Source organism: Sinorhizobium sp. P24N7, assembly GCF_042436655.1.
In the GTDB taxonomy this organism is placed as follows: domain Bacteria; phylum Pseudomonadota; class Alphaproteobacteria; order Rhizobiales; family Rhizobiaceae; genus Sinorhizobium; species Sinorhizobium meliloti_A.
This window is the reverse complement of the sequence record NZ_JBHMIW010000006.1, coordinates 223906-243482: the sequence shown is the minus strand read 5'-3', so window position 1 is coordinate 243482 and position 19577 is coordinate 223906. Positions and strand designations below refer to the sequence as shown.

Below are 19577 nucleotides of genomic sequence, written 5' to 3'. Positions count from 1 at the left end.
TCATGCGTTGTTTCTCCGGGATCAGGCCGTCTGGATCGCGCCGGTTATCAGGCCGGTCACTTCTTCGGGGCTCGATTGCTCGATCATCTTGTCGGCCACCTTGCGACCCCGACGCAGCACCACGACCCTGTCGCAAACCTCGAAGACATCGGGCATGCGATGGCTGATCAGGATCACGGAAAGGCCTTGTGCCTTCATGCGGCGGATCAGGGCCAGCACCTCGGCAACCTGCCGGACACTGATTGCCGCCGTAGGTTCGTCCATAAGGACGATTTTCGACCTGGCGAGCCGGGTACGAGCAATTGCCACCGCTTGACGCTGGCCGCCGGACATGCGCACCACGAGATCGGCCGGGCGGGTCTCGGATTTGAGTTCCTGGAATATCTCGGCCGAGCGGGCGTTCATGCGCTTGTGATCGAGCACCTTGAACGGCCCGATCTGCCGCATCAATTCGCGGCCGAGGAAAACGTTCGCCGACGCGGTCAGGTTGTCGCAGATCGCCAGATCCTGATAGACGACCTCTATTCCATGGCGACGAGCTTCCGCCGGTCCGGAAAAGACCACGGGCTCACCTTCCAGGGTGTAGGAACCGGAAGACGGCTGGAAGTTTCCGGCGATGGTTTTCACCAACGTCGACTTGCCGGCCCCGTTGTCCCCCATCAGGCCAAGAATCTCGCCCTGGTTGATTTCGAGGGTGACGCCATCGAGTGCGCGGACGGCACCGAAATCCTTCACGATGTTTTCAAGTCGCGCCAAAACCGTCATTGCACCCTACCGGAATTTTTGTAGCGTAACCGAACAAAACACCGTTTCCCTTGACCGTCAATAGCGGCATATCTCCTTTTCCATGCTGCAATGCATCAAGAATCGGCCCAATTGACAGGGCTGTCTGACGGTATTAGTAATTTTATCGAACAAATAGGCTTCAAATTGTCAAACACACTGCTTTTTCGTCCGAACGAAGCGCGCGCGCTTTCGGCACTGTTTCGCACGGGTGGACTGACTCGCGCATCCTTGGCCCGTGAGCTCGATCTGACCCGCTCGACCACGGGGACTCTGGTGCAAAGCCTTGTCGACGCTGGTTTGGCACGGGAACGGGAATCGACAACGGGCAACGAAGCAGGGGCCAAGGTCGGTCGCCCCGGGATCGTCGTTGAAATCGCCGGCAGCGGTGTCTTCTTTCTCGGCGCCTATATCGGCGTGAACCGGATCGACGTCATCGCCATCGACCTGTCGGGCAAAGTCCGAGCGAAGGCCACCCGCCCATTCTCGGGTGCGGCAAGCAGGCCCGCTCAAGCGCTGAAACTCATCGTAGCACTGGTTGACGAGGTGCGCAGAACGTTGCCTCCCGGCGCACGGCCCCATGGCCTCAACGTAGCGCTGCCGGGCTTCCTGGATGGGGACGGCGAAACCTTTCATGCCGCCATTTTGGGCTGGCATGGGGTCAGCCTCGCGCAACTGATTTCCGAGTCCATCGGCCTTGGTGTCCCGGTGCTCCTCGAAAACGACGCCAATGCGGTGGCCGTGGCTGAGACCTATCGTTCGGCTCCGCCGGACGGCGAGGGCGATGACAGTCTCGTCGTTCTCATAGAGAACGGCGTTGGGGGCGGCATCGTCAGCAATGGCAAGCTGCATCGCGGTCAGTTGGGCGGCGCTGGCGAGATCGGCCATATGCCGATCGGAGAGGCTGGCTTCGTTTATGACGCTGTGCGTCCTGGTCGGTGGGAAACATTTATAGGCAAGGACGCCCTCCTTGCCCGATACGCACATATCAGCGGCGTCATTAGTTCGCTTGACGCGTTTATCGCAGTGCTGTCGTCGGGTGACCCGACCGCGCTTGCCTGCGCCCGCGACTGGGCTCGCTGGCTGGTTCGGGGGCTGGCGACCCTTGCCTGCGTCCTGCAGCCGGGCCGCATCATCCTCGCCGGATCGGTCAGCGCGATCTATCCCTTCGTGGCCGAACAAACGGAGGCTTTGCTGGCCGCGTCTCTCATCGAAGGCTATCCGATGCCCCGCGTCGAAACGTCAAGCACCGGCAATGACGGCCCCGCCCTGGGTGCTGCCTATCTTCTGCATCAGGCAATGCTTGCAGGCAATACGCGCCCGCATACGCGCGATGTCGCAGTTCGTTGACAGGAGTTTTCATGACGCTCAAAGCCGCCTCCGAAACGATCGCCGTTGCCGAAATCGGGGGAACCTCGGTCAAGATCGGTTTTGCGGATCATGGTGTGCCGCTCGAAGTCACGCGCACCTTTTCGACGAGCAATCTTCGCCGAGGCGCTCCTGCGGCCCAACTCGCCCGGCTCCTGCAATGTGCGTCCGTCGATGCCGGCCTGACCATCGACCGGGTCGTGGCAACTGTCCCCGGGTTCATCGGACGTGACTGCGATACGATCATCCATGCCGCAAACGTCCCCGAACTAAACGGCGTTCACCTGGCCTCCGAATTGGCTTCCACGCTTTCGGTTCCCGTCCAGTTGGAGCGGGACGTGGTTCTGCAGTTGCTCGGGGAGAGCGCCTGCGGCGCGATTGCAAACGAATGCGAGGTGTTGGCTGTCTACTTCGGCACCGGAATCGGTGCCGCTTACCTTGGCGAAAACGGCATTTTTCGTGGCGGCGGGTGGGCGCTTGAAATCGGCCACATGCCGGTGCTCGAGCCGGGTGACCGTCAGGAATTCCCCAAGCGGATCGAGGCGTACGCCTCTGGTGCAACTCTGGTGGACCTCGCATCTGCACATGGCGTCGCCGTGAAGGACCTCTTCCAGGCTGCTGCGCAGTCGCCGGAATTGTACGACGCTCTTGATGACATATTGTGGCAGCAGGCGATAACCGTTGCCAGAGCGACGGTGTTGTTTTCGCCACGCATCGTTCTGCTGGGCGGCGGCGTCATCGACATGGACGGCTATCCGCGCAACACGCTCACCCAGCGCATTGTTGGCGCATTGCCGCATTCCGGCTCGATTCACTGCATCGACATACGCTGGGCCACACTGGGCTGGCAGGCAGCCATTTTCGGTGCCGTTCGTCTTGGCGACATGGCGGCTTAATCCGCCGGCAGATCCGCGCGAGAACGCGTCTTGACTGCCGGCTGCGAAAGCGGCGCCGACAGGAAGCCTTGCGCGATCTCCGCACCGGGCGATTTTTTCAAGCTTGTCGATCGGTGCCTAACCTGTTTAAACGCTCCCGTTGCCGGACGCGTGATCCTTTTCCGGCAATTTCCCGGGAGAACGAGGAATGCCTCTTTCCATCGCCACATGGAACATCAACTCCGTTCGCCTGCGCATGCCGCTGGTCGAACATTTCCTCAAGACATGGCAGCCGGACATTCTCTGCCTGCAGGAAATCAAGTGTCGGAACGACCAGTTCCCCTCGGCGCCGCTGAGGAAGCTCGGCTACGAACACATCGAGATGCACGGGCAGAAGGGCTATCACGGCGTCGCCACTATCTCTCGCGTGCCGCTTCATGAGCTCTCCGACCGCCGCGACTATTGTGGCGTCGGCGATGCACGCCATCTCTCCGTCGTCTTCGCGGCCGGTGGAAAGACGATCCGCCTCCATAATTTCTATGTACCGGCCGGCGGCGACGAGCCGGACCGCACGGTCAATCTGAAGTTCGGACACAAGCTCGACTTCGTCGACGAGATGAAGCTCCTGCACGCGGAGGCCGAGGCCGGCGTCTCGTCGATCCTCGTCGGCGACCTCAACATCGCGCCGCTCGAGCACGACGTCTGGTCGCACAAGCAGCTTCTCAAGATCGTCAGCCATACGCCGATCGAAACCGAGGGCCTGGTCTCGGTGATGACCGGAGGTGCATGGGTCGACCTGATGCGCCTCCACACGCCGCCGCCGGAAAAACTCTACACCTGGTGGAGCTATAGGGCGAAGGACTGGACCGCCGCCGACCGCGGACGCCGGCTCGACCACATCTGGTCCTCCGCCGATCTCGCGAGCCAGCTCGTGCGCGTCGAGATCCTCAAGGAAGCGCGCGGCTGGGAGCGCCCGTCCGACCATGTGCCCGTCATAGCCCATTTCGAGCTTTGACGGCGCCGTCCGCTTGCGTAAACCGCCCGGCAAGCGCCTCCACGCGGCGGATCATCGCCTGGATGTTTTCCCGGATGCGGGCTTCCACCATGGCGGTCACCTCGGGATATTCCTCCAGCATCCGGCGGAAGAGCGGACGGTTGATCCGGATCACTTCGCTGTCCTCCTGCGCCGTCGCGGTGAACTTGCGCTCGACCATCGAGATGAGCGCGAGCTCGGACAAGAGCGCGCCGCGGCCGACGGTCATCACCTGCTGCTGGCGACCTTGCGCATTCGCATTCGAAAGCGCGAAGCTGCCGGCCGCCACGGCATAGGCGCAATCGGCCGGCGCGCCTTCCCGGAAGAGTTCGTGCCCCTTGGCCACCCGGCGGCGCTCTGCGCCGAAGGCGATAAGCCTCAGCTTGTCCTCGCCGATGTCGGCGAAGAGCGACACGTTGGACAAGAGTGCGATGTCGTCATTGAGCGCCAAGCGGCAAATCTCCCCCGGTCATGTCGTCCGGCTTAGGGAACGATCTTGTAGCCGCCGTTCTCTGTCACCAATATCTCGGCATTGGAAGGGTCGCGCTCGATTTTCTGGCGCAGCCGGTAGACATGCGTCTCGAGCGTATGGGTCGTGACGCCGGAATTATAGCCCCAGACCTCCTCGAGCAGCACGTCGCGGGTGACCACTTTCTGGTCGGCGCGGTAGAGATAGCGGATGATTGCGGCTTCCTTCTCCGTCAGGCGGATCTTCTGGCCGTTCTCCATGGTAAGCAGCTTCTGGCTGGGCTTGAATGTGTAAGGGCCGACATTGAAGGTCGCGTCCTCGCTCTGCTCATGCTGGCGGAGCTGGGCGCGAATGCGGGCCAGCAGCACGGCGAAGCGGAACGGCTTCGTCACATAATCGTTGGCGCCGGCCTCGAGGCCGAGGATCGTGTCGGAATCGGTGTCGTGACCGGTCAGCATGATGATCGGGGCCTTGAAGCCACCCTTGCGCAAGAGCTTCACCGCCTCGCGCCCGTCCATGTCGGGCAGACCGACATCCATGATCAGGAGGTCGACCTGTCGGCCACGCGCCATCTGAATGCCCTTCCCGGCGGTCGCTTCCTGCAGAAGGTCGAACTCTTCGTAGAGAGAGAGCTGTTCTATCAACGTCTCACGCAGATCATCGTCGTCGTCGACAAGGAGGATGGTGCGAGTCGCCATGGGACAGTTCCTGTTGCTTCCTGGTTCAAAACTAACTCAAATGCCGCTCTTGGCAAGCGCGGCAGTCGCTGCCGCATGTTTCCGTAAATCCTAACCTATTTAGGATAGAAACAGGCCGCAACTGAAAGTGGCCGCAGCGACGTCTGCGCGTCTGATGATACGCACGGCGCCGCAGGCATCGTCATATAGGAAAACCGGCTTAAGGTCGCGGCGCGATCACGGCAAAGCAAGAATTTGTGAGACCGATGCGCAAGAAGGCGTCGACAACAGGATCGAGAAAAGGGACCATCGTCGTCAGAACCGCTCCGCGCGACCGCAAGCGCGCCCTCGTGCTTTTCGACGGACGGGTCGAGCAGGCTGCGATCGGGCGCAGCGGCGTCACTGCCATCAAGCGCGAAGGCGACGGGGCGACGCCCCGCGCGGTCATGCGGCTCATCGGCGGCTATGTCAGGCGCGATCGCGTCCCGTTTCCCTCGACGCGCCTGCCGATGCGGGCCGTCCGGGGCGACATGCTCTGGTGCGATGCCCCGCAACACCCGTGCTACAATCGCCCCGTCAGGGCGCCGTTTCGTGCCGGACATGAACGCATGATGCGCGACGACGGGCTCTACGACATCTGCCTCGTCATGGATTGGAACATTTCCTCCCGAAGGCGCAATGCCGGCTCGGCGATCTTCTTCCACCTCATCCGTCCGGGCTACGAGCCGACCGAGGGCTGCGTGGCCGTCAGCCTTCCGGCAATGCGTCGACTGATCCGGCAAATGCGCCGCGGGATGATCGTGAAGGTGGTGTAGCTTCGGTCGCGCAGCAAAGCCGAACGGGCAATCCGAATCAGCCCGACCGTTCCTCCTCAAGCATGCGCGGCGTCACGAAGCGAACCAGGCGGCCGGTGCCGGGCGCTATGTCCGACCAGCGCTCGACGTCGAAATCCATGACGGCAAGTCCGGCTGTCGGAAACTTCTCCCTCAGCCGCTCCAGCGCCGCTTCATCGCCGCGCCCGGCAAGCAGAAGCGAAAGATCGGCCATTCCCGGATTGTGGCCGACGAGGAGCAGTTTCTGCACCGTCGGCTCGACCCTGCGGACGGCGTCGAGAATGGCCGATGCGGCGACCTCGTAGATGCCGACCGCATCGCGCTCGGGGATCTTGTGCGGCAACGCCCCGGCGACGAGCTCCCAGGTCTCCTGGGCGCGCCGCGCGGTCGAAACGAGCGCCAGGTCCGGAGCAAGCCCTTGCCGGGCGATGAAGGCGCCGACGAGGGGCGCCGCCTTGCGTCCACGCTCCGAAAGCGGCCGGCGATGGTCGGCAACGCCGTCCGGCCAGGCGGACTTCGCATGGCGGAGCAGCATGAGTCGGCGTGTCGAGGGCCGGGCGTCATCGGGCATGAAAGCTCCTCAGGGCAGAAAACCGGGGGCGGCAGCGCATTGTCGCATCATCATGCGCATAAAAAAAGCCGCCCCGAAGGGCGGCTCAAACGCCGGAAAAGCTCAAAACCGGCTATTTCCATTCGCGAATGTCGACAAAATGACCAGCGACCGCCGCCGCGGCTGCCATTGCCGGAGAAAGCAGATGCGTGCGCCCCTTGAAGCCCTGGCGGCCTTCGAAGTTGCGGTTCGATGTGGAGGCACAACGTTCGCCGGGCTTCAGGCGGTCGTCGTTCATCGCCAGGCACATGGAGCAGCCGGGCTCGCGCCAGTCGAAGCCCGCTTCCTTGAAGATCTTGTCCAGGCCTTCCGCTTCCGCCTGTTCCTTGACGAGGCCGGAGCCCGGAACGATCATCGCCGAAACGGTCGGGGCGACCTTGCGGCCTTCAACCACCTGTGCGACGGCGCGCAGGTCCTCGATGCGGCCATTGGTGCAGGAGCCGATGAACACTCGGTCGATGGCGATGTCGGTGATCTTCGTGCCGGGCTTCAGGCCCATATAGTCGAGCGCACGCCACTTGGAGGTCCGCTTCGTCTCGTCCTGGATGTCGTCCGGGTCGGGAACGACGCCCTGGACGGAGACGACGTCTTCCGGCGAGGAGCCCCAGGAAACGATCGGCGGCAGATTGGCGGCATCGAGCACGACGACGCGGTCGTAATGGGCGCCTTCGTCCGTGTGCAGCGTCTTCCAGTATTCGACCGCCCTGTCCCAGGCCTCGCCCTTGGGGGCGCGCGGCTTGTCCTTGATGTACTCGAAGGTGGTTTCGTCCGGTGCGATCAGCCCGGCGCGCGCGCCGCCTTCGATCGTCATGTTGCAGACGGTCATGCGGCCTTCCATCGACAGCGACCGGATCGCCTCACCGGCAAACTCGATAACGTGGCCGGTGCCGCCTGCCGTGCCGATCTCGCCGATGATCGCAAGGATGATGTCCTTTGCGGTGACGCCCGGCGGCAATTGGCCGTCGACGCGCACCAGCATGTTCTTCGCCTTTTTCTGGATCAGCGTCTGCGTCGCCAGGACATGCTCGACCTCGGACGTGCCGATGCCGTGCGCCAGCGCACCGAAGGCGCCGTGCGTCGAAGTGTGGCTGTCGCCGCAGACGATCGTCATGCCAGGCAGCGTGAAGCCCTGCTCCGGACCGACGATGTGAACGATCCCCTGGCGCTTGTCGTTCTCCGAATAATATTCGACGCCGAAATCCGCGGCGTTCCTGGCAAGCGCCTCGACCTGGATGCGGCTTTCCTCGTTCTTGATGCCGAGATGGCGGTCCGGTGAAGTCGGGACGTTATGGTCGACGACGGCGAGCGTCTTTTCCGGGGCGCGAACCTTGCGTCCGGCCATGCGCAGTCCTTCGAAGGCCTGCGGGCTCGTCACCTCGTGAACGAGGTGACGATCGATGTAGAGGAGACAGGTTCCGTCGGCCTGGCTGTCCACCAGGTGATCGTCCCAGATCTTGTCGTAGAGAGTACGCGGTGCGCTCATGGGGTATGTATCCATCGTATTTTCAAGAATGTGGAATGGGGGCCGGCGCCAATGCGGCCGGTAACGCTGATCGTGCGATCAGGATAGGCGGCTGGTGAGCGCCCCTGAAATGCGCGCAAAAAAGCGTGCCGGCAGGCGCTTGTGATCCTGCAGCACGACGATCTTCTGCTCGCGACATCCGAATTTGGATTCCATGACCGTGCTCATATCAATTTTTTGACAGTTCGGCAATCGGCGAGGCGGGGAGTGAAACCCGATGACGAGCGTGCTCGCGTTGAATGGGCGGAACGGATATGATAAGCAAAACTTATTATTCAACGCGATCGATCAAATGCCCAGCAAACTCGAGTCCGATACGATCGGGATGCTCCTCACCGATGTCTCCCGCCTGTTGCGCGGTGCCTTCGATCGCAAGGTCAATGCGATGGACCTCGGGATCACGCCCGGCGAGGCGCGCACATTGGTCCAGGTGGCCGTCACCGAGGGCATCAAGCAGGCGGAGATCGCGACCCGAATGGGGATCGAGCCCATGACCCTCTCCGCCTATCTCGACCGCCTGGAAGCGATGGGCCTCGTCGCGCGCATCCCGGATCCGGCGGACCGGCGCGCCAAGAACGTCGTCGTGACCGACAAGGCCGACCCGCTCATCACCGAGCTGATGTCGGGCCTGCGTGAAATGATGAATGCTTATACCGAGGACCTGGGCGACGACGGACGGGAGGTCCTGCGCGCAAACCTGAGGATCCTGCGGGACAGTCTCCGCCGCCTCGACCCGTGTCTCGCCGGCAAGGAGAAGGGGGCGGCCGAATGACGCTCAGGATGAGCGAGCGGCGCACGAGCATCATCGGCGCCTTCCTAGTGGCGCTCGGCCCCATCTCGATGGCGCTCTACACGCCGGCAATGCCGGAGCTCGTGCGTGCCTTCGCCTCCACCGAAGCGGCGATCAAGATGACGCTGTCTCTCTATTTCGGCGGCTTCGCCCTTGCCCAGCTCGCCTCGGGCACGCTTTCCGACGTCATCGGCCGGCGGCGAACAACGCTGATCTTCATGGCGATCTATCTCGCCGGCAGCCTGATGGCGGCCTTCGCGCCCTCCGTCCCGGTGCTGCTCGCGGGGCGCCTCGTGCAGGGAATCGGCGCCTCCGTCGGAATGACCGTGGCGCGCGCCATCGTTCGCGACCAGTTCACCGGCACAACGGCGGCGCGCATCATGAACATGATCGGCATGATGCTGGCGCTCGGGCCGGCGGTCTCACCGACCCTCGGCGGTATCGCGCTTGGCCTGTTCGGCTGGCAGTCGATCTTCCTGCTGATGGTCGGCTTCGCGCTGATGGCGTGCTTCATCGTTCAGCTCTTCATGGCGGAGACGACGACGCCGGATCGCAACAAGGGGCATTTCCGGCCCATTCTCGCAGCCTATGGCGAGCTTATAAGGGACGCTCGCTTCGTGTCATCGACATTGGTGATCGCCGGCGCGGTCGGCGCGCTCTATGCATGGGCGACCATGCTGCCCTTCGTGCTGATCAGCCAGGTCGGGCTTAGCCCGACCGAGTTCGGCATCGGCATGCTCATGCAATCGGGCCTGTTCTTTTCGGGCACGGTCACGATGCGTCTCATGATGCGTCGCTTCACGCCGCAGGCGCTCGTGCCGGCCGGTCTCTTCTTCATCGGCGCGGCGAGCCTCGCCCTCGCCTTCACCATGCATGCGCTGGAACCGACTTTCCTCTCGGTGATGACGCCGATCGGGATCTATGCCTTCGGCATCGCCTTCGTCATGCCCTATATGATGACCGCGGCGATGGCCCCCTTCCCGCATATCGCCGGCACGGCTTCGGCGATGATGGGCTTCATCCAGATGAGCGCCGGACTCCTCGGCGGCGCGCTTGCAGCTCTCGTCGGGGTGCCGGCCACAGCACTCGGAACGATCATTCCGAGCTTCGGCCTTCTCTCGCTTGCAAGCTATTTCTGGTACCGCAGGTCCGTTCGCCTAAGGCCGCTGGTCGCACCGGCGGCTGCGGAGACGCCGCTGAGCGAAGCGGCGGAGTGAGCAAAGATAAAAAACCGCGGCGGAGCGATCCACCGCGGCTCCCAACCTGCAATCCTTCAGAGCTTAGCGGTTGCGCGCTGCCAGCGTGCGCAGGCGCAGCGCGTTGAGCTTGATGAAGCCGGCGGCATCCTTCTGGTCGTAGGCGCCCTGATCGTCCTCGAAGGTGACGAGCTTGTCGGAATAGAGCGACTTGCCGCTCTCGCGGCCGATGACCATGACATTGCCCTTGTAGAGCTTCAGCGTCACTTCGCCTTCCACATGCTCCTGGCTCTTGTCGATCGCCGCCTGCAGCATGTCGCGCTCCGGAGAGAACCAGAAGCCGTAATAGATGAGCTCGGCATAGCGCGGCATCAGCTCGTCCTTCAGATGCGCCGCGCCGCGGTCGAGCGTGATGCTCTCGATCGCACGATGGGCCGCAAGCAGGATCGTGCCGCCGGGAGTCTCGTAGACGCCGCGCGACTTCATGCCGACGAAACGGTTCTCCACGAGGTCGAGGCGGCCGATGCCGTTGTCGCGGCCGTATTCGTTGAGCTTCGCAAGAAGCGTTGCCGGCGACATGCGCACGCCGTCGATCGACACGGCATCGCCACGTTCGAAGCCGACCTTGATGATGGTCGCCTTGTCGGGTGCCGCTTCCGGCGAAATGGTGCGCATATGCACATATTCGGGAGCTTCCTGGGCCGGGTCCTCCAGCACTTTTCCTTCCGAGGAGGAGTGCAGGAGGTTGGCGTCGACGGAGAAAGGCGCCTCGCCCTTCTTGTCCTTGGCGACCGGGATCTGGTGCTTTTCGGCGAATTCGAGCAGATCGGTGCGGCTCTTGAACGACCAGTCTCGCCAGGGGGCGATGATCTTGATGTCCGGATTGAGCGCGTAAGCAGAAAGCTCGAATCGGACCTGGTCGTTGCCCTTGCCGGTCGCGCCATGGGCGATCGCATCGGCGCCGGTCTTCCTGGCTATATCGATGAGGTGTTTGGAGATCAGCGGACGGGCGATCGAGGTGCCGAGCAGGTAGACGCCTTCATAGACGGCATTGGCGCGGAACATCGGGAACACGAAGTCCCTCACGAATTCCTCGCGGACGTCCTCGATATAGATCTCCTTGATGCCGAGCATCTCGGCCTTCTTGCGAGCCGGCTCCAGTTCTTCGCCCTGGCCGAGGTCGGCGGTGAAGGTCACCACTTCGGCGCCCAGTTCAGTCTGCAGCCATTTGAGGATGATCGAGGTGTCGAGACCGCCGGAATAGGCGAGAACGACCTTCTTGACGTCTTTATGCGATGCCATGGTTTTTGTCCGTCTGCTCGTTTTGTCAGGCTCTCGGGCGCGGCGCTGCCGCATCGAAAATCTGCGGCACTTTAGCCAGAACTTGAGGGGATACAAGCGGAACTACTGCATGTCGCCCAAAACTGTGCCGCGTTTGAGCGCGGAGGACAGGCGGGAAGAAAATGCAAGGCGGTCGCCAGATCGCGTGAATCCACTGGCAAAAGCCTCAGGCCGGAGGTATCAGCAAGGATCGTCGTTCGAGGAATGCGTCATGGATTTCGTTCCCAACCTGCCGACACTCATCGCTTTCGCCGCAGCAAGTCTCCTCCTCGCCGCGACACCGGGTCCGGACATGACGCTTTCGATCAGCCGGGCACTGGCGCAGGGGAAGAAGGCCGCGCTTTTCGTCGTGCTCGGCACCGGACTTGGCATCGTCGTCCATACGCTGCTCGTCGCCTTCGGCATTTCGGCACTGATCACGGCATCTCCGTCCGCCTTCCTGGTTCTGAAGACCGGCGGTGCAGCCTATCTCCTCTGGCTTGCGATCCAGGCGATCCGCTACGGATCCAGCCTGTCGGTGACGAAGGTGACGGAGGCGAAGGGAACTGCGCTTTCGAACGTCGCGACCGGCTTTTCGGTGAACATTCTGAACCCGAAAGTCGTGATATTCTTCATGACCTTCCTGCCGCAGTTCGTCAGCGCCGGAGATCCCGCCGTCACGGGCAAGCTCCTGTTCCTCGGCTTTTTCTTCATCGTCATCGGCATGCCGGTCAATGCGATGGTCGTGCTCGCCGCCGATTGGCTTGCCGCCTGGCTGCAGCGCAACAGGCGCGTCATGCGGGCGATCGACTACAGCTTCGCCGGAGTCTTCTCGATTTTTGCCGTGAAGATTTTCCTGACGCAGGCGCGCTGAGATTATCTCCGGGCGTTTGCGGTTATTTGCCCCTCATCTGCCTGCCGGCATCTTCTCCCCGTCCTGACGGGGAGAAGAGACAAGCGGCAAGATCCGCTACCCAAATTTCGAGTCGATATTCAAGGTTGCGGATCGAGCGCCGAGATCGCGGCGTGCCCTCTTCTCCCCGTCCTGCGGGAAGAAGATGCCGGCAGGCAGATGAGGGGCCACACCCGCCCAAACTTCGTCACCCGATCAGCAGCGCATCGTCGTCCAACGTCTGCCCGCGAATGCGGCGGAACATGGCGATGAGGTCCTCGACCTGAAGCGTCTTGCGGCTGTCGCCCGCAACATCGAGCACGATCTCGCCGCCGTGGAGCATGACGGTGCGGTGGCCGAAATCGAGCGCCTGGCGCATCGAATGCGTGACCATCAGCGTCGTCAGCTTGCGGTCCGAGACGATCTTCTGGGTGAGGTTCATGATGAACTCGGCCATTCCCGGGTCGAGTGCCGCCGTGTGCTCGTCGAGCAGCAGCACCTCGGAGCCCGCAAGCGTCGCCATCACCAGCGACACCGCCTGGCGCTGGCCGCCCGAAAGCAGGTCCATGCGGTCGCGCATGCGGTTTTCGAGACCCAGATTAAGTTCGGCGATACGCTCGCGGAAATGCTCGCGCCGCCGCGAGCCGAGCGCCGGCGTCAGGCCGCGGCTCTCGCCGCGCCTGGCGGCCAGCGCCAGGTTTTCCTCGATCGAGAGAGCGCCGCAACTGCCGGCGAGCGGATCCTGGAAGACACGCGCGACGAGCCCTGCGCGGGCCGCCGTGCCCTTGCGCGTCACGTCGGTCGTACCGATCGTGACGCGGCCGCCGCTCGGCAGCACGTCGCCTGCGAGAACCCCGAGAAGCGTCGACTTGCCGGCACCGTTGGAGCCGATGACCGTGACGAAGGAGCCTTCCTCGATGGTGAGGCTGACGCCGTTCAGCGCCTGCTTCTGGAGCGGCGTGCCCTTGCCGAAGACGACCTGGATGTTTTCGACGTTGATCATGCGGCACCTCCGCGGCGCAGGCGGGGCAGGATGAGCGCTATCGTCACCAGCAGCGCGGTCACGAAATTGAGATCGGAAGCCTGCAGACCGAGCGTATCGGTCGAAAGCGCCACCTGGATGGCGATGCGGTAGAGGATCGACCCGAGCACGCAGCCGATGAGCGCGATCAGAATGCCGCGGGCGCCGAGCAACGTCTCGCCGATGATCACGGCGGCAAGCCCCACGACGATCGTCCCGACACCCGAGGTCACGTCGGCAAAGCCGTTGGTCTGGGCAAACAGTGCACCGCCCAGGGCGACGAGTGCGTTGGAGATCGCCATGCCGAGATAGATCTGCCGGCTGGTGTCGACCCCTTGCGCCCGTGCCATGCGGGAATTGGCGCCGGTCGCCCGCATCCCAAGGCCCGCATCGCTTTCAAGAAAGCGCCAGACGAGAACGACGGCAAGGGCGACGAGAATGCCGACGAAAAGCGGGCGCACATAGAAGTCCCGCAGACCGAGGCCATAGAAGGGCGAAAGCATCGTGTCGGCATTGATCAATGCGACGTTGGGCTTGCCCATGATGCGGAGATTGACCGAGAAGAGCGCAATCATCGTCAGGATCGAGGCGAGCAGGTTCAGAATCTTGAACCGCACGTTCAGGAGCGCCGTTACCATCCCTGCGGCAGCACCGGCGACCATCGCCACCGCTGCGGCAAGCCAAGGATTGACGCCGGCGATGATCAGGACCGCGGTGACTGCGGCGCCAAGCGGAAAGGAGCCGTCAACGGTCAGATCCGGAAAGTCGAGCACCCGGAAGGCGAGAAAGACGCCGACGGCGACGAAGGCATAGACAAGCCCCAGCTCCACGGCTCCCCAGAAAGCGATTTGACTCAACGCCGGTAGTCCTCTTCTCGGATGCTCCGCAGGCGTAGGGCGCTGCGGAGCACGTATTCTGAAGTTGAAGCGGGATGCGCACCATTTCCGTATCCCGCTCGATAAGCGAACCGCCCCCGTATGGAACGGGGGCGGCAAAAAGACAATGATCGCCCGGAAAGGGGATCGCCCGGAAAGGGGATCGTCCGGAGAGGGGGATCGTTACTCGATCGTCCGGGTCGCCCGCCCGACGACGCTCTCCGGCAGTGTGACGCCCATACGGGTGGCGGCGCCCTTGTTGATCACGAGATCGGTTCCGGCGGCGACCTTGACGGCGATATCGCCGGGGTTTTCGCCCTTGAGGACGCGAACGACGACCTCGCCCGTCTGCTTGCCGACGTCATAGTAATTGAAACCGAGAGCCGCCAGTGCGCCGCGGGAGACGGAATCGGTGTCGGCGGTGAAGAGCGGCAGCTTGCTTTCCTCTGCGACGGCGACGGCACCTTCGAGGGCGGAGATGATGGTGTTGTCCGTCGGGACATAGATCGCGTCGGCGCGGCCGACGAGCGCACGAGCCGCACCCTGGACTTCGGCCGACTTCGTCGCGGCGGATTCGATCACCGTCAGGCCGGCCTTTTCAGCCTCTTCCTTGAGGACCGCCAGCAGCGAGACGGAGTTCGCTTCGCCCGAATTGTAGAGATAGCCGATGGTCTTGACGTTCGGCAGGATCTCCTTGATCAGCGCCACGTGCTCGGCAACCGGGGACAGGTCGGAAAGACCGGTGACGTTGCCGCCGGGCTTCTCCATGTCCTTGACGAGCTGCGCGCCCAGCGGATCGGAAACGGCGGTGAAGACAACGGGAATATCGCGGGTGGAGGAGACCACGGCCTGGGCCGACGGGGTGGAGATCGGCACGATTACGCTCGGGGCCTCGCCCGCGAACTGGCGGGCGATCTGTGCTGCGGTCGCCGGGTTACCCTGCGCCGACTCGTAAATGAACTTGAGGTTCTCGCCTTCCTTGTAGCCGGCGGCGGCCAGCGCATCCTTGACGCCGTCGCGTGCGGCATCGAGCGCGGGATGTTCGACGATTGCCGTGACGGCAACCGTGACTTCGTCGGCGCGTGCCGGTAGAGAAAGCGCGACCGTGGCGGCAAGCGCGATAAGAAGCGAACGCATGGGTGTCCTCCGGTTTTTGGTTGGCGATTTCCGCGAAGGCCGGCTAACGTCCCTCCCGCATCGCTTCAGAATAATTCCGCCGCTTTCTTAGGAAAGCAAGGGCCCGAAATCAATCGGCGTAAACAGCTTCATCCATCAAACTTCTTCATCGATCGCGGTGATCGTGCGGCACGCCCGAAACTGCTGGAAGGACGATGAGCCGCCTCAGTCCTCGCCGTGATTGGCGATCATCATCGCCTCGAAGGCGAGGCGGTCGACCTTGCGCATGCGTTCCGATTCCGACTTGAGCTGTCCGCAGGCGGCAAGAATGTCGCGGCCGCGCGGGGTGCGGATCGGCGAGGCATAGCCGGCCTGGTTGATGAAGTCGGCGAACTTCTCGATCTGCTCCCAGTCCGAGCACTGATAATTGGTGCCCGGCCAGGGATTGAAGGGGATCAGGTTGATCTTGGCCGGAATGCCCTTCAGGAGCTTCACCAGTTCCTTGGCGTCTTCCAGGCTGTCGTTGACGTCCTTCAGCATCACATATTCGAAGGTGATGCGGCGGGCATTCGACAGGCCCGGATAGGCGCGGCAGGCCTCCATCAGCTCCTTCAGCGGATACTTCTTGTTGATCGGCACCAGCATGTCGCGCAGATCGTCGCGCACGGCGTGAAGCGAAATCGCGAGCATCACCCCGATTTCCTCACCGGTGCGGTAGATCTCCGGCACGATGCCGGAGGTCGAAAGGGTGATGCGCCGCTTCGACAGCGACAGCCCGTCGCCGTCGGACGCGATCAGCAGCGCCGTCTTGACGTTTTCGAAATTGTAGAGCGGCTCGCCCATCCCCATCATCACGATATTGGTGATCTTGCGGCCTTCCGCCGGCACGATCGCACCCTGCGGCGTGTCGCGCTCGGGGAAATCGCCGAGCCGGTCGCGGGCGAGCAGAAGCTGCGCAAGGATCTCTTCCGCCGTCAGATTGCGCACCAGCTTCTGCGTGCCGGTGTGGCAGAAGGAACAGGTGAGCGTGCAGCCGACCTGGCTCGAAATGCAAAGCGTGCCGCGGCCCTCCTCGGGAATGTAGACCGTCTCGATCTCTACCGGACGGCCGGCGCCGCGTGCGGGAAAGCGCAGCAGCCACTTGCGCGTTCCGTCGCCCGAAACCTGCTCTTCGACGATCTCCGGCCGTGCGATGGTGAAATGCTCCCTCAGCATCTCGCGCATGTCCTTGGAGACGTTGGACATTTCGTCGAAATCCGAGACGCCGCGAACATAAAGCCAATGCCAGAGCTGGCTGACGCGCATCTTCACCTGCCGCTCCGGCACGCCCTTTTCGACGAGCAGCTTCGCGATGTCTTCGCGCAACAGGCCGATCAGCGACGGCTTTTCCGGCTGTGGCGCAAGCCGCACCTGGGGCGCCTTGACGATGTCCGCCCTGTTTAGAATCTCGGTGACTGCCATGCTCATCTGGTCCTGTCGTAAAGCGACGGCTCGTCCGGAGACGTTTCCGGATCCTGTTCCGATGCTCGAATTGAAATCTGGCGAGCCTCGGCCACGCGCTCGACGGGGGTGCGGGGGCTCAGAATTTGGGGGCGCTTTAGCATTCTTTTGGCGGCGAGTCACCATGGGACGTTAGTCTGCCCCTGATCCGCCTGAACACCCAACGCAAAAAGGCCGGCCTCATGGCCGGCCCTTGCAATCGTCACGCGCGCTTGGCTCTTACTTGCAGGCCTCGATCTGCTTCAGGGCGGCCGAAATGCCGGAGAGCGAATAGGAGTAGGAGGTCTCCGTACCGCGCCGCGATTTCGCGTTGACCGACATGGCCTTGCCCGATTTCATCGCAGCGACCAGTGCCGGTTCCTCGGCGGCGTTTTCCACCCAGGCGGAATTGCCCTTGGTGAACATGACGAAGGTGCGGCCGTCGACCACCACGTTGACCTTGGAATTGTCCTGCAGCGGGTATCCCATCATCGCCTGCGGCTCATAGCTGATGTTCTGTCCCGGACGCTGCGAAACGAGGAAGAAGATATCGCCGTGATCGACACCGGCCGGGGTCTTTTCCTTCGGCACGGACAGCACATAGCAGACCTTGCCGTTGCCGGCCTGGTAGGAATATGCACCCCAGGCGTTGAACTGCTGGATTCGCGTCGGAGATTGAGCGGAAGCCACGCCGGATGCAGCCATTACGAGTGCGAGTGCAGTTGCGATCTTTCTTACAAACATGAGTTCCTGCCGCTTGTCTTGCTTACGGTCGCCCGATACCGCGTGGGATGGGCAACGCATAGTCACGATTTAAGTTTATTTTGACTTAATCCGGGTTACCAAACCGTCAACGACTCGGGAAAACGCCCCTTTTTGCGCCCGAATGCGCCTCGAGGTCCATTCGCACACGGATTGCCGATCCGGTCGACGTCGATACTGGAGAGCCGCCCCTTGCCTCCCTCTATGTCACAAAGAATCGGGCAAGAGTTTGACTTTCCGGGCGGGATTGCGGCAAGGCGCCTCTGGCGCCGGGGGATCGGACGCGCAAACGCCGCAGTAGCGGGAATACCTCACTGCCCGGCGCCGTCTCGCAGCACTTCATCGGCCTTTTGGTAATGCCGTTCCTTGATCTGGCCGCTGATTGCGGCAAAGGCGGCCGTCAATACGGCGATGTCGTCGGAGAAGCCGATCATGGCCAGCATGTCAGGCACGAAATCGAGCGGCAGGACGAAATAGCCGAGCGCCGCGAGCAGAATGCCGCGCGTGCGCGTCGGCGTCGCCGGATCGACTGCGCAATAATAGGCGGCGACGAGGTCGCGGCTGAAGGGAATCTGCCGGGCCGCGCGCCGGAAGGTCGGCCAGAACCGGCGGCGCACCTTGTGTTCCTTGCGCTCCTGCTCGGATTCCTCGCCGGGGAGGAGAATTTCACCGATCTTGATATCGTCCATCGCGTCGATTCCGGTCGTTCAGGGTACTGCGCGGCATTGTAGTGCCGCAGCCTGATATGGGAACGGTGGCCGCTATTTCAAATGGCCGGGCACGCGGCTCCTGTTTGCTATGGTCGGGCATGCGGCCCTTATTTCATGTGGTCGGGCATGCGACCCTCGGCCGCCTGGTCCATCTTTGCCGCCAATTTGAAATCGAGTTCGGTCAGTCCTTCCGCGTCGTGAGTCGACAGCGTCACGTCCACCTTGTTGTAGACGTTGAACCATTCCGGATGATGATTGAGCTTTTCGGCGGCGAAGGCGCATTGCGTCATGAAGGTGAAGGCCTCGGCGAAGGTCTTGAACCGGAAGGTCTTCCATATAGAGCCGCCGTCCTCCGCAAGGACCCAGCCCTCCATCTTGTGCAAATGCTCGGCGATGGCCGCCGCGTCCAATTTTTCCGGCCGCATGCTCTTCCTCCTTGTGCATCCCGTCCTTAACAACGAGCTTGCCCGCGACAATGTTCACGCGCAAGCCCGCCGCTCGACGAGGACGTTCCGGTCCCTATCCGGGAGCCGGCGGAGGCCTTCGGGCGCTTTACCAGACGCTCGAAGCAGGATGCTCCTCATTGCTCGCGAGGTTCGAGCGCTCTTCGTGAAGCGGGAAGACCTCTTCCGTGAGATACGGACCGCCGCCGACCGAATCGCGTGACGACAGGAGCACGAAGCGGGAGACGGTAAAGGGAGCGGTGACGAAATTACCGCGCCCGGAGAGATATTCGACGACATCCTCGACGCGCGAGGAGCGCAGGCGCGCCAGCGTCACATGCGGGGTGAACTTTCGCGGATCCGAGGGAAGCCCTATGCGCTGGCAGATGCGCTCGATCTCAGCCTGAAGGGCGAACATTTCGGAAGCCATGCTGACGCCGGCCCAGACGGAGTGCGGTTTCTTGGAGCCGAAGGCGCCGGTGCCCGACAGCTGCAGCTGAAACTCGGGCCGTTCGATGCGGTCAAGCCTGTCGATGATCTCGTCGGCGGTTCGCCAGTCGACGTCGCCGATGAAGCGGAGCGTGATGTGGTAATTCTCCACATCGATCCAGCGAGCTCCGGGAAGACCTCCGCGCAGCAAGGAAAGACTCATTGCTGCATTGCGCGGAATTTCGAGGGCGGTGAATAGTCTCGGCATGGCGAGCTCCCCGAATCTCTTGCAGATGCTTGAAGCGAATCACGCATCGCATCTGCACGCAACCATTATTTGTCCCGTCGGAACGTTTACTTTCCCTTAACTGTGG

21 protein-coding genes are annotated in these 19577 nt (G+C 62.6%); 7 read left to right on the top strand and 14 right to left on the bottom strand.

All coding sequences use genetic code 11. The features are described from left to right. Positions 1 to 21: 21 nt before the first annotated feature. Positions 22 to 765 (bottom strand): ATP-binding cassette domain-containing protein, encoded by a 744-nt coding sequence (locus ACFHWW_RS12565; protein ID WP_324762493.1) that lies wholly within the window; start codon positions 763 to 765, stop codon positions 22 to 24. A 111-nt stretch (positions 766 to 876) separates the two neighbouring features. On the opposite strand from ACFHWW_RS12565, the gene ACFHWW_RS12560 reads away from it, so the two are divergent. From ACFHWW_RS12560 to ACFHWW_RS12550, 3 genes are all read left to right on the top strand, one after another. Continuing rightward, the gene (locus tag ACFHWW_RS12560; RefSeq protein ID WP_379938483.1) at positions 877 to 2133 is read left to right on the top strand and encodes an ROK family transcriptional regulator; all 1257 of its coding nucleotides are present in this window, start codon (positions 877 to 879) and stop codon (positions 2131 to 2133) included. 11 nt (positions 2134 to 2144) lie between these two features. Beyond that, positions 2145 to 3047, top strand: coding sequence for an ROK family protein (locus tag ACFHWW_RS12555; RefSeq protein ID WP_379938481.1), 903 nt, complete (start codon positions 2145 to 2147; stop codon positions 3045 to 3047). A gap of 187 nt (positions 3048 to 3234) precedes the next feature. Further along, on the top strand, positions 3235 to 4041 hold the full coding sequence (locus tag ACFHWW_RS12550; RefSeq protein ID WP_379938479.1) for an exodeoxyribonuclease III: 807 nt from the start codon (positions 3235 to 3237) through the stop codon (positions 4039 to 4041). On the opposite strand, the gene ACFHWW_RS12545 is transcribed toward ACFHWW_RS12550, so the two are convergent. Further along, positions 4019 to 4510, bottom strand: coding sequence for a cyclic nucleotide-binding domain-containing protein (locus ACFHWW_RS12545; protein WP_379938477.1), 492 nt, complete (start codon positions 4508 to 4510; stop codon positions 4019 to 4021). The genes ACFHWW_RS12550 and ACFHWW_RS12545 overlap by 23 nt on opposite strands. Before the next feature lie 32 nt (positions 4511 to 4542). Beyond that, on the bottom strand, positions 4543 to 5226 hold the full coding sequence (locus ACFHWW_RS12540; RefSeq protein ID WP_100672725.1) for a response regulator transcription factor: 684 nt from the start codon (positions 5224 to 5226) through the stop codon (positions 4543 to 4545). Positions 5227 to 5471: 245 nt separating this feature from the next. Between ACFHWW_RS12540 and ACFHWW_RS12535 the strand changes: the two genes are divergently transcribed. Further along, entirely contained in the window at positions 5472 to 6020 is a 549-nt protein-coding gene (locus ACFHWW_RS12535) for a L,D-transpeptidase (RefSeq protein WP_379938475.1), read from the top strand. Between the two features lie 37 nt (positions 6021 to 6057). Here ACFHWW_RS12535 and ACFHWW_RS12530 read toward each other — a convergent pair whose 3' ends face one another. Beyond that, positions 6058 to 6609 (bottom strand): SixA phosphatase family protein, encoded by a 552-nt coding sequence (locus ACFHWW_RS12530; RefSeq protein WP_379938473.1) that lies wholly within the window; start codon positions 6607 to 6609, stop codon positions 6058 to 6060. A 112-nt stretch (positions 6610 to 6721) separates the two neighbouring features. Next, positions 6722 to 8131 (bottom strand): 3-isopropylmalate dehydratase large subunit, encoded by a 1410-nt coding sequence (leuC, locus tag ACFHWW_RS12525; RefSeq protein ID WP_100672722.1) that lies wholly within the window; start codon positions 8129 to 8131, stop codon positions 6722 to 6724. Between the two features lie 331 nt (positions 8132 to 8462). Between leuC and ACFHWW_RS12520 the strand changes: the two genes are divergently transcribed. Beyond that, positions 8463 to 8942, top strand: coding sequence for a MarR family winged helix-turn-helix transcriptional regulator (locus tag ACFHWW_RS12520; protein ID WP_100672807.1), 480 nt, complete (start codon positions 8463 to 8465; stop codon positions 8940 to 8942). Then, a complete protein-coding gene (locus tag ACFHWW_RS12515) occupies positions 8939 to 10177 on the top strand; it encodes a multidrug effflux MFS transporter (protein ID WP_379938470.1) in 1239 nt (412 codons plus the stop codon). Before ACFHWW_RS12520 ends, ACFHWW_RS12515 begins: the two co-directional genes overlap by 4 nt. A gap of 63 nt (positions 10178 to 10240) precedes the next feature. Here the strand turns inward: ACFHWW_RS12515 and ACFHWW_RS12510 are convergent, their stop codons facing one another. Next, positions 10241 to 11458 carry an argininosuccinate synthase gene (locus ACFHWW_RS12510; RefSeq protein WP_379938468.1) on the bottom strand — a complete coding sequence of 406 codons (1218 nt, stop codon included), beginning with the start codon at positions 11456 to 11458 and terminating at the stop codon, positions 10241 to 10243. 250 nt (positions 11459 to 11708) lie between these two features. Here ACFHWW_RS12510 and ACFHWW_RS12505 point away from each other — a divergent pair, with 250 nt between their 5' ends. Next, complete coding sequence (locus ACFHWW_RS12505; protein WP_379938466.1) at positions 11709 to 12350, top strand: LysE family translocator; 642 nt, start codon at positions 11709 to 11711, stop codon at positions 12348 to 12350. A 226-nt stretch (positions 12351 to 12576) separates the two neighbouring features. On the opposite strand, the gene ACFHWW_RS12500 is transcribed toward ACFHWW_RS12505, so the two are convergent. The 8 genes from ACFHWW_RS12500 to thpR all read right to left on the bottom strand — a co-directional run bounded on the left by ACFHWW_RS12500 (position 12577) and on the right by thpR (position 19471). Then, positions 12577 to 13371, bottom strand: a complete 795-nt coding sequence (locus tag ACFHWW_RS12500) for an ABC transporter ATP-binding protein (RefSeq protein ID WP_100672718.1) — start codon at positions 13369 to 13371, stop codon at positions 12577 to 12579. After that, complete coding sequence (locus ACFHWW_RS12495) at positions 13368 to 14246, bottom strand: ABC transporter permease (protein ID WP_100672717.1); 879 nt, start codon at positions 14244 to 14246, stop codon at positions 13368 to 13370. The genes ACFHWW_RS12500 and ACFHWW_RS12495 overlap by 4 nt, the downstream gene beginning before the upstream one ends. Positions 14247 to 14447: 201 nt before the next feature. Beyond that, positions 14448 to 15401 (bottom strand): ABC transporter substrate-binding protein, encoded by a 954-nt coding sequence (locus ACFHWW_RS12490; RefSeq protein ID WP_018097379.1) that lies wholly within the window; start codon positions 15399 to 15401, stop codon positions 14448 to 14450. Between the two features lie 204 nt (positions 15402 to 15605). Further along, positions 15606 to 16841, bottom strand: a complete 1236-nt coding sequence (rlmN, locus tag ACFHWW_RS12485; RefSeq protein WP_379938463.1) for a 23S rRNA (adenine(2503)-C(2))-methyltransferase RlmN — start codon at positions 16839 to 16841, stop codon at positions 15606 to 15608. Positions 16842 to 17099: 258 nt separating this feature from the next. Continuing rightward, positions 17100 to 17603 (bottom strand): invasion associated locus B family protein, encoded by a 504-nt coding sequence (locus tag ACFHWW_RS12480; protein ID WP_100672716.1) that lies wholly within the window; start codon positions 17601 to 17603, stop codon positions 17100 to 17102. Between the two features lie 329 nt (positions 17604 to 17932). Further along, entirely contained in the window at positions 17933 to 18310 is a 378-nt protein-coding gene (locus tag ACFHWW_RS12475; protein ID WP_100672715.1) for a YkvA family protein, read from the bottom strand. 128 nt (positions 18311 to 18438) lie between these two features. Next, positions 18439 to 18756 (bottom strand): 4a-hydroxytetrahydrobiopterin dehydratase, encoded by a 318-nt coding sequence (locus tag ACFHWW_RS12470; RefSeq protein WP_028010554.1) that lies wholly within the window; start codon positions 18754 to 18756, stop codon positions 18439 to 18441. 127 nt (positions 18757 to 18883) lie between these two features. Next, on the bottom strand, positions 18884 to 19471 hold the full coding sequence (gene thpR, locus ACFHWW_RS12465; protein WP_018097384.1) for an RNA 2',3'-cyclic phosphodiesterase: 588 nt from the start codon (positions 19469 to 19471) through the stop codon (positions 18884 to 18886). Positions 19472 to 19577: the final 106 nt, after the last annotated feature.

Bases quoted from the DNA above. Each gene is read 5' to 3' on its own strand.
- ACFHWW_RS12505 (WP_379938466.1), top strand. From the start codon at position 11,709: ATGGATTTCGTTCCCAACCTGCCGACACTCATCGCTTTCGCCGCAGCA.
- ACFHWW_RS12535 (WP_379938475.1), top strand. From the start codon at position 5,472: ATGCGCAAGAAGGCGTCGACAACAGGATCGAGAAAAGGGACCATCGTC.
- ACFHWW_RS12530 (WP_379938473.1), bottom strand. From the start codon at position 6,609: ATGCCCGATGACGCCCGGCCCTCGACACGCCGACTCATGCTGCTCCGC.
- ACFHWW_RS12475 (WP_100672715.1), bottom strand. From the start codon at position 18,310: ATGGACGATATCAAGATCGGTGAAATTCTCCTCCCCGGCGAGGAATCC.
- leuC (WP_100672722.1), bottom strand. From the start codon at position 8,131: ATGAGCGCACCGCGTACTCTCTACGACAAGATCTGGGACGATCACCTG.
- ACFHWW_RS12555 (WP_379938481.1), top strand. From the start codon at position 2,145: ATGACGCTCAAAGCCGCCTCCGAAACGATCGCCGTTGCCGAAATCGGG.
- ACFHWW_RS12515 (WP_379938470.1), top strand. From the start codon at position 8,939: ATGACGCTCAGGATGAGCGAGCGGCGCACGAGCATCATCGGCGCCTTC.
- ACFHWW_RS12490 (WP_018097379.1), bottom strand. From the start codon at position 15,401: ATGCGTTCGCTTCTTATCGCGCTTGCCGCCACGGTCGCGCTTTCTCTA.
- ACFHWW_RS12550 (WP_379938479.1), top strand. From the start codon at position 3,235: ATGCCTCTTTCCATCGCCACATGGAACATCAACTCCGTTCGCCTGCGC.
- ACFHWW_RS12510 (WP_379938468.1), bottom strand. From the start codon at position 11,458: ATGGCATCGCATAAAGACGTCAAGAAGGTCGTTCTCGCCTATTCCGGC.
- ACFHWW_RS12500 (WP_100672718.1), bottom strand. From the start codon at position 13,371: ATGATCAACGTCGAAAACATCCAGGTCGTCTTCGGCAAGGGCACGCCG.
- thpR (WP_018097384.1), bottom strand. From the start codon at position 19,471: ATGCCGAGACTATTCACCGCCCTCGAAATTCCGCGCAATGCAGCAATG.
- ACFHWW_RS12540 (WP_100672725.1), bottom strand. From the start codon at position 5,226: ATGGCGACTCGCACCATCCTCCTTGTCGACGACGACGATGATCTGCGT.
- ACFHWW_RS12470 (WP_028010554.1), bottom strand. From the start codon at position 18,756: ATGCGGCCGGAAAAATTGGACGCGGCGGCCATCGCCGAGCATTTGCAC.
- ACFHWW_RS12520 (WP_100672807.1), top strand. From the start codon at position 8,463: ATGCCCAGCAAACTCGAGTCCGATACGATCGGGATGCTCCTCACCGAT.
- ACFHWW_RS12565 (WP_324762493.1), bottom strand. From the start codon at position 765: ATGACGGTTTTGGCGCGACTTGAAAACATCGTGAAGGATTTCGGTGCC.
- ACFHWW_RS12480 (WP_100672716.1), bottom strand. From the start codon at position 17,603: ATGTTTGTAAGAAAGATCGCAACTGCACTCGCACTCGTAATGGCTGCA.
- rlmN (WP_379938463.1), bottom strand. From the start codon at position 16,841: ATGGCAGTCACCGAGATTCTAAACAGGGCGGACATCGTCAAGGCGCCC.